This is a genomic window from Nonomuraea sp. NPDC049709, from assembly GCF_040674815.1.
Taxonomy (GTDB): Bacteria; Actinomycetota; Actinomycetes; order Streptosporangiales; family Streptosporangiaceae; genus Nonomuraea.
In genome coordinates this window covers 1-8575 of sequence record NZ_JBFANM010000173.1, presented here as the reverse complement: position 1 = coordinate 8575, position 8575 = coordinate 1, and the positions used below count along the sequence as shown (strand labels likewise).

The 8575-nt window shown below is 66.3% G+C and carries 4 protein-coding genes and 4 pseudogenes; 2 read left to right on the top strand and 6 right to left on the bottom strand.

Features of this window, described 5'->3' with window-relative positions:
• A pseudogene (locus AB0J69_RS61035) lies at positions 1–94 on the top strand (transposase); the annotation flags it as partial.
• A 900-nt stretch (positions 95–994) separates the two neighbouring features.
• Here the strand turns inward: AB0J69_RS61035 and AB0J69_RS61030 are convergent.
• From AB0J69_RS61030 to AB0J69_RS61005, 6 genes and pseudogenes are all read right to left on the bottom strand, one after another.
• Positions 995–1642, bottom strand: a pseudogene (locus AB0J69_RS61030) (ISAzo13 family transposase); the annotation flags it as partial.
• A gap of 32 nt (positions 1643–1674) precedes the next feature.
• Positions 1675–2583: pseudogene (locus tag AB0J69_RS61025) on the bottom strand (IS3 family transposase); the annotation flags it as partial.
• A gap of 102 nt (positions 2584–2685) precedes the next feature.
• Positions 2686–4008 carry a group II intron reverse transcriptase/maturase gene (ltrA, locus tag AB0J69_RS61020; RefSeq protein WP_364138390.1) on the bottom strand — a complete coding sequence of 441 codons (1323 nt, stop codon included), beginning with the start codon at positions 4006–4008 and terminating at the stop codon, positions 2686–2688.
• Between the two features lie 751 nt (positions 4009–4759).
• Positions 4760–5074: pseudogene (locus AB0J69_RS61015) on the bottom strand (transposase); the annotation flags it as partial.
• A gap of 172 nt (positions 5075–5246) precedes the next feature.
• Positions 5247–6254, bottom strand: a complete 1008-nt coding sequence (locus AB0J69_RS61010; protein ID WP_364138388.1) for a D-alanine--D-alanine ligase — start codon at positions 6252–6254, stop codon at positions 5247–5249.
• Positions 6251–6373 (bottom strand): hypothetical protein, encoded by a 123-nt coding sequence (locus AB0J69_RS61005; RefSeq protein WP_364138385.1) that lies wholly within the window; start codon positions 6371–6373, stop codon positions 6251–6253. The genes AB0J69_RS61010 and AB0J69_RS61005 overlap by 4 nt, the downstream gene beginning before the upstream one ends.
• Before the next feature lie 975 nt (positions 6374–7348).
• On the opposite strand from AB0J69_RS61005, the gene AB0J69_RS61000 reads away from it, so the two are divergent.
• Entirely contained in the window at positions 7349–7606 is a 258-nt protein-coding gene (locus tag AB0J69_RS61000; protein ID WP_364138383.1) for a hypothetical protein, read from the top strand.
• Positions 7607–8575 lie beyond the last annotated feature (969 nt).

The following is an 8575-nucleotide window of genomic DNA, read 5'->3' as shown; positions in this document are numbered from 1 at the left end:
GGTTCAGCTGGTCGTCTCCGACGCCCACCGCGGCCTGGTGGAGGCGATCGGTGCCGCCCTGCCTGGGGCGGCGTGGCAGCGGTGTCGCACGCACTGAAGCCGTAAAAGATCAACTTGTCGGCGTGTCGCGATCGTTTGGCACTGCGGCAAGCAGATCCGCAGCAGTGCGATATCGGATCGGCGCCGCGGCGGAAATGTGGCCTGTCTGCTGGAGCAGGGGACGAGTTTCGCGGATGACGTTGCCGATGGAGGATCTGCAAACATCGCCCAGAGCATCGGTCAGGACCTCCATGGTGCAGAGTTTCCGCTGGTAGAGGATCGTCAGCAAGACCCGTTCGCTGTTGCTGATCTTCTGAGGGAAGACGCCAGATCGGGTCCCGGATTGGCGGGGACCGCCTCGCCGCTGGTAGCCGAGGCGTTCGCCTTGAGCGACCTGTAGTGCGGCGAGACGCTGGATGAGGAGGCGAAGTTCGTCGCGAGAGATCCCGGTCAGAACCGGGTGGGACAGCCGGTCGATGATCGCGGCTCGTGCGGGGCGCTGGTCGGTGTCCAAGAAGTCCAGGAGAGCGGCGGGTTTGGTGAAGCGGACCTGCGCGGTTGCGGCCTGATGGCCGTGGTCTTCCAAGACTCTGCGGGTTTCCTTCACCAGGTCGGCGATGCAGACGTCGGTGACCTCCAGCAGGTCCGCCAGTACCTTCATGGAGCAGACCTGCCGCTGGTAGAGCAGGGTGAGCAGGAGGCGGGCCGCGTCGTCGAACAGGGGCTTGACGCGAAGCTTACCGGTGGCTCGCCGAGCCCGGCCGCCGCGTTGTTGGCTGTGTCGTTCCTGGGTGCGGGCGGCTTGGGCAGGAGCGAGTATGGCGGCCAACTGCTTGAGCTGGGCCGGGCTCATGCCGGTCAAGAGCGGGTGGGCCAGCCGGGCGAGCATGGCCTGGCGCCATTGCGCGGGCCCTTCGGTCTCGCCGATGGGTCGATCCGGGCTGGACTCATCGGTGGGTGCGGGGTGCAGCGTGTAGTTCCAGCTGCTGTGGGTGGCGTGCCGCTCCAGCGGCAGGGCGGCGAAGCGCTCTTTGCTGATCGCGATGCCGGTGGGATAGTCGCCGGTGTCCAAGATGGCCTCCACCCGGAGCCCGCCGCTGGTGCGGGTGGTGGTGATGGTGTTGACCACCACTTCGTGGCTGGTCAACGACCTGCCGCGCCAGTTGAGGGTGATGTGGGAGAACAGCCGGTGTTCGATCTTGTTCCATTTCGAGGTGCCGGGAGGGAAGTGGCAGACCGTGATGGCCAGCCCGGTCTCGGCGGCCAGTGCGGCCAGTTCGCTCTTCCAGACGCGGTAGCGGTAGCTGTTGGAGCCGCCCGCGTCCGCGGTGATCAGTAGACGGCCGGCGTGCGGGTAGTCCTGGCTGCCGCGTGCTTTCCACCAGCGGCGAATGGACTCCACGGCGAAGACTGAGGTGTCGTGGTCGACGCCGACGTTCACCCAGCCGGTGTTGCGGGTGAGGTCGTAGATCCCGTACGGGATGGCCTGCTCGACCTGCGGGCCGGTGAAGAAGCTGTGGTCGACGACCTGGACCGGGTCGCCCTTCGGCCGCCACTCGCGGCCGACATTGGGCAGCAGGCCCAGCTGTTCCCGCTTCTTGGTGGGGGCTCACCCCGCAGTGTGGACACCGGTTGTCATGCGGCGAGCAGTACCCTATCGATGGTCTGCTGCTCGTAGTCGATCGGGCTGAGGTAGCCGAGGGTGGAATGTCTCCTGCGGGTGTTGTAGCGAGTGATCCACTTGAAGACGGCCAGGCGGGCCTCACGCGCCGAGGGCCAGCGCTTGGCGCCCTGCAGTGTTTCGCGTTTGAGGGTGGCGTTGAACGCCTCCGCGGCGGCGTTGTCGGCGCTTGTGCCGACGGCTCCCATGGACTGGCGCACCCCGAGCTCGGCACAGACCCCGGCGAATTCGGCCGAGGTGTACTGCGCCCCATGATCGGCGTGGAAGATCGCGCCGTGCAGGCTGCCCCGCGTCGCAGCGGCTGCGCGCAGCGCGTCGGTTACCAGCTCAGTACGCATGTGATCGGCGATCGACCAGCCCGCCAGCCGCCGCGAGCCCAAGTCCAGCACGGTCGCCAGATACAGGAACCCGCCGTCGCCGACGGGCAGGTAGGTGATATCGCCGACATAGCGCCGGTTCGGGCCAGGTGCGGTGAAGTCCCGCCGGATCAGGTCCGGCACCTTCTGATGCGACGGCTCGGGCACCGTGGTGCGCACCTTCTTGCGCAGGTGCAGCCCGACGATGCCGGCGCGGCGCATCACCCGCGCCACCCGCTTGTGGTTGACCCGGCGGCCTCGGGCACGCAACTCGGCGGTGACGCGCGGACTGCCGTAGGTGCCGTCGAACTCCCCGTGGATCTGCCTGATCTCCGCGGCGAGTACGGCATCGGCCGCGGCCCGCTCCGCCCGGGCCGGCGCGGCCTTGATCCACCGGTAGAACCCCGAGCGGGACACCTTCAGCACCCGGCACAGCCGCTTGACGCCGAAGACGTCCCGATGGTCATCAACGAACTCGAAGCGGCTCACCAGTTCGTAAGGTCGGCCCGGAGCGCGGTGCCGGTCTTGCGACCGGTCCGTTTCTCCGGACCGCCTTCCGAACCCGGCGTACCCGTCTCCGAGTACCGGGCTCTCCACGGATGCTGCCGTCTATCGGGCTGGTTGAACCCATGGGCTGGGAATCTTGGCGCCGCGATAGCGATACCGGGTGACCGGGATCTTCTCGATGCCGCGCCAGGTGACCCCGTTCGCCGAGAACGGCAGCCATCGCCCGGCGGGGGTGGTGTGCCGTCGGCGGAACTCCTTCCAGTTCCAGCGATGCCGCTGGCGCAGCAACCTGGCCAGCCTCCACCAGGTGAAGGAGTCCAGGTTGGCGAAGACGCGCTTGGCGATCGCATGCTGGAAGTAGAACGCCCATCCGCCCATGACCCGGTTCAGCTGGGCCAGCAGGGCGTCCAGGTTCAACGGTGAGGTCTTGCGGGTCAGCGCACGGATCTTCGCCTTCAGCCGCCGGATCGGGTCCTTGGCGATGAAGGTGTAGACGTGCCAGGTGTTCGTGCCTCGCTTGCGGCGCCACTGGATGTGAAACCCCAGGAAGTCGAACCCCTCGCTCATGTGCACGACCTGAGTCTTGGCCGCAGACAGCCGTAACCCCATAGGGGCCAGCACCTGAGCGATCTGTTCGCACAACTCGCGGACGTGCTCCTCGGAGCCGTTGACCAGGACGACAAAGTCGTCCGCGTAGCGGACGATGCGCCAGGTCGCGGCTCCTTTGGCGCGCAGGGTGGTCCTCCGTTTCGGGGAGGAGAACGCCCCGCCCGGCCGCCACGGCTGGTGCAGGTGCTCATCGAGCACCGACAGCGCGATGTTGGCCAGCAACGGAGAGATGATCCCGCCCTGCGGTGTCCCGGCAGGCGTGTCCTGGCGTTCGCCGAGTTCGGTCATGATCCCGGCCTTGAGGAACGCCTTGATCAGAGCCAGGACCTTCTTGTCCTTGATCCGGTCACGGACACGGTCCATCAGCGCGGCGTGATCGATCTCGTCGAAACACGCCGCGATGTCCGCATCCAGCACCCAGCGGTAGCCGTGTGTGCCCATGTGCTGGATCTCGGCAATCGCGTCCTGAGCTCGTCGCCGGGGCCGAAACCCATAGGAGACCGGCAGAAAGTCGGCCTCGAAGATGGGCTCCAGCACCAGTTTGAGCGCCGCCTGGACGACCCGGTCGGCGATCACGGGAATGCCCAGCCGCCGCACCTTCCCGGCCCCGCCCGGCTTGGGAATCAGTCTCTCCCGTACCGGCAACGGCCGGAACGCACCCGTCCTGAGCTGAGTGCGCAGCTCGTCCAGGAAGCCCGGGACGCCGATCCGCTCCTCGACGTCGGCGGCGGTCACGCCGTCCACGCCCGCGGTCCGGCCACCCCGGTTGCCCGCCACCCGGTCGAACGCCATCAGCAGCGTCGCCGGGTCATGCACGAAATTGAACAAGTCCTCGAACCGGCGGCCAGGATCAGCCGCCGCCCAACGGTGAAGCTTGGCCTGCATCTCCGATACCCGCCGACCAGGCCCCAACAGGACCTGATCCGGCCAGGCGCTCCCATTCGGGGGCGCATCTTTCGGCATTACAGCCTCCCAACGTCTCCTCGCTTCCGCTGCCGCCCTTCCCCAGGTGGCCGGCTCTCCCGGCCTCGAAGTACTACGGCGGCTCCGCCCCACCCGGCCCATTCGGCGGTCGATGCGCCTATCCCACGCGCCGAACTGGCGGCTCGTCTCGCGGGAAGTGGAACCGGGTGGTTCCCGTGTTCGCTGTGATCCGCTCGGCGAAGGAGGAGCCCGCCTGCATCCCTGCGGCATCGCCATAAGTACGCCGTGGGCCTTCCTCATGGCCTCCCCGGACGGCAGAGACAAACCATCCCAGGAGTTCCCCGGACCACCACTTGGGTGGCGGGTGCGCACCGCTCCCGGCCCCCATCCACCAGGTTCGAGCCGGTCTCGCATTGAGGGACGTAATGACGACAGTTCCTCACGTACTCCTTTCCGCCTCGCTCACCGGACCCGCACCATCTGGCAGTGCTGACACGTCCCGGCTTTGTCAGGGCCGCTTGCCGCCCTCCCCGGCATCACCCGGATCGAGCTGCCCTCAGCTTCCCCGCCCTGCCACGACAGGACGGACGACGAAGGTCTTGCACCTTCGTACGGACCATCAACGCCTCACGGCGCACGTCTCTCCCGCGAAATATTTCGCCGCCCGGCGCAGGATGTCGCGCTCCAGCTCCAGCTCCCGAATCCGGGCCTTGAGCTGCTTGTTCTCCTCTTCCAGCACGTCGTCGGACGATAGCGGACCCCGCGCCGGCTTCCTGGCCGGGCCCCGCGCCTTGACGCCCGCGCTGCCGTCGGCCCGCGCCTGACGCACCCAGTTACGCAGCGTCTCCCGGCTGATCCCCAGATCCTCAGCCACCGAGGCCAGCGTCCGTCCCGAATCGGACAGATACAACGCGACGGCGTCCGCCTTGAACTCCGGCGGATACGACTTCATCGCCACGTGGAACTCCTTGTCTCCGGATCTCCATCATCCGGTACTCAAGGTGTCCACACATCGGGGGCAGGGCCCGTGCCTTGATGCGCGGCGTATGACCTGTCTGGGGCCGCCGAGGTGCGTGGCAAGCGTGATCTGTGTTCTCCGCGGATGGGAACGTAGCCGGACTCAGCCATCGTCATGGCCGCACCGCCAGCCGGCAGATCGCCTCACACAGCCGGGGGAAGGGTATACCGACCGCCTGCGCCGCTTGCGGGAACAGGCTGTTCGGGGTCAGTCCGGGAAGGGCATCGACCTCCAGACACCAAATCCGGCCCTCTTGGTCCACGCGGAAATGGGCGCTGCTGTAGGAGCCCAGCCTGAGCGTCCGGTGTGCCCGGACAGCAAGCGCGCGCAACTTCGCTTCCAGACTGATAGGCATCTCTGCCGGGAAGACCGCCACGGCGTCGCCGAGCTGGTATTTGGCCTCGTAGTCAAAGACTTTCTTGTTCTTGAGCCTGATCTCGCCCACGGCCAGGGACCGGCCGTTAAGCACCCCGACGGCGAAATCGCGGCCGGCCACGAAGCGCTCGACAATCACGTCGGCGTAGTGGACCTGCAGCTGGCGCACGGCATCAGGGAACGCGTGCGGATTCGTGACGAGGGTGAGGCCGATCACGGAGCCCCGCGCGTTCGGCTGGACGACCACCGGACCATCCAATGGAGGCAGGCTATCGCCGTTCCGGATCACGTTCCAATCGGGGGTACGGATATCCGCCGCTCGCAGAAGTCGCTTGGACAGGTCTTTGTCCGTGGCCACGGTGGTGGCCACATGGAGACCACCGGTGTACGGCAGCCCGGCCGATTCGAGGACGGCCTGGACCCCGCCGTTCTCGCCGGTGCTGCCGTGCAAAGCCAGGAAGACCACATCCACGCCCATCAGTTGCTCTGCGAGCCGGGGACTCACAGCCGCACTGGCAAGCAGTTCCGGAGTCGGCGGGAGGTTGTGGATCTCAGCTTGGAGGCATCGCTCTTCGTCGGCGCCGCTAAGCCTGCCCTGGGACAGATCGACGGCATGTACACGATGCCCGCACTCGCGTAGCGCGCCCACTACGTGCCACGCGCTGGCGGCTGAGACGCCCCGCTCGGAACCGCTACCGCCGAACAACACCGCCACACTGAGAACTTCGTGAGACTGCGCCGTCATGACATGCGATCATCGAATGCCCGGACGATCGCGCCCAAGCCGTGGTAGAGCTGCGTCATGTCTTCCATGATGAGGACCTCTATCTGAATACCTCGCCCCGTCTTTCCCGTCTCAGCCATGTCTACGAGAATGGGCCGAACAAAATCGTTGGGGGCAAAGTGCGAATTGCCGATAACCGCCGTCTCCTGGCATCGCGTAGGTGAAATCCACCGAACACCGCGTGGTCGACGCCTATTTCGGCAGGGGGCGATGATGGTGCCAAAGGGCTCGTCACGGACGGTTGAGCCGCCACTTATCAGATTGAGCGCGTCGTCGCTTCGCCATATGTGTTGGGGCACCACCAAGTTGATGAGAAGTCCGACGAACGTGTGGGTCGGTAAGGCCGGACAGCACCACGAGAATTCTGCCGCAGAAAACAGGTCCCAACCAGGCAAGGTAGCGGACACTTCCCGGACATCATCGCTCAGCTTTAACCAAGCGGAGGACCACATCACAACGTGTCTGATCGGCAAGCCCAGGAGGGGCGGCAAAGCCGCCCCGGTCGACGTCTGCGCAGGAGGTCATCGCTGTTGCCAGCGGTGAGACCGGCGAGGAGCGACCGGTCCCCGATGAGCCCGACGGCTCTGGCCACCAGGGCCGCGTCGGGCTCGAGGACATCGCGCAATCCCGGTCCAGCGATCACGGTCAGCTCGGGGAGCTGGGGTGCCCACCAGACATGATGATGACCTGGCCCAGGCAGCTGCCACGTGTATGCACGGTCGCCGGAACACCTCTGCCCTCATAGGACATTCGGCTGCGGCGGCGCAGAGGCGTGCTCTGGGCGGCGATATGAAGGCAGCCCGCGAGCGAGGCATGGTGACAACCTCGCCTTCACATGCCCCCGCATTCTGGTGGTCCCCCGGTGCCCGGCAACGATGAGCGCGGCCCACAGTTCCTCGGCACGCACAGTGGACCACCGACCAAGCGGAACCAGCCCGTGCCCGGCGTACCTCAAGCCCCTCGGGGTATCCAGTTCCTGGGCGAGGCCAGCCGAGGACCACCGCGGCGGATTAGAGCGCGACGGATGAGCTGCCCGGTACTTCAACCCCGAGACCATGACGATCGTGTCCGACCTACACGCACGCGCCGAGGCGATCCTGCCCTGCTCGGGCGGTGGACCGACAACAAATCGCCAGCACTCGTGGGCCGATGGCGGATCCGGACATCAACCCCATCACGGCGGCATTGAACGCGTGGCCAAAGTACGCGGCATCGTTCACGCGGCCGCTGTTGACGAGCTGAAAACCAAGCCCGTCGGCCGAGTGGCAGGAACACCGCAGCGGCCAGCTGAGCTAGAGGCCGCTCAACAATGACCTGGTCGCCGAGATTACCCGCTCACCCTTTCCGTGGTCGTCGTGCCAGAGCACGCGGCTGAGTCCCCGGCTCCGGCCCGGGACTCAGCGCCCGGACTGCTTGACGTGCGGCCCAGGTCCGGTCTTGAAGCGGCCCACTGGACGGCTGCAGCACGCGATCTGCACCGTCGACTGAAGCACATGCGATACACACGCCCCTCCAGGGCCCCGGACAGCGCGCTGCGGCAGTCGGCCCTGGAGGCGTTCCGGGTTTGAACGGGCGTTGGGCAGTCCCAGCGCCGCACGAGCCGTGACACAGGCGGCTTCTTCATGGACGTCCCACGAGCGGAAGCGCTGCAGGTGCTTGCCCCCGCGGCTGGCGATCTTGTTCCGCATCTGACACCAGAAGCGACTGAAGCGACCGAACATCCGAATGAACGCGTTCGTGGGACACTGTTTCGTCCATCGCCTGGGATATAGCCGCACCTCGGGTCGCTTCAGTCGCCACGACGGCAAGAAGGCGCTCTCACCTGCGGAAACGTTCAGCGACTAAAGACGGGCAGGCGAAGACAGCGACCGAAGCGACCGAAGGCTGGAATTGACTGGGCGAGGAGCGCAAAGCCCGAACCTGGACGACCGGTTCAGCCCATCAGTCGCTGAGTCTCTCCCTCTGCGGCTTCGGCGCCGCCAGACGGACTTTCGCCTCGCTAGCAAGGAACGGGTGGTGGGGTCAGGTCAGGTCAGAGGATATGCGCTTCAGGAACAACATCCTGGAGCATCGGACCGGACAAAACCAGAGCATCGGACCGGGCATATTGCGGACACTAGGCCACGACCCGGGGAGGGTCCGACGTAGGCGAGGCGACGGGTTCAGCGACCGAAGTGACGCAATCCGGGTTGCGTCCGCGGAAGTGGTGTACGAGTTTGACCTGGTCAGCAGGTGTGGCGTCGTGAAATGAAGACGGCCATCGAGTGATCCTTCGAGTAGCT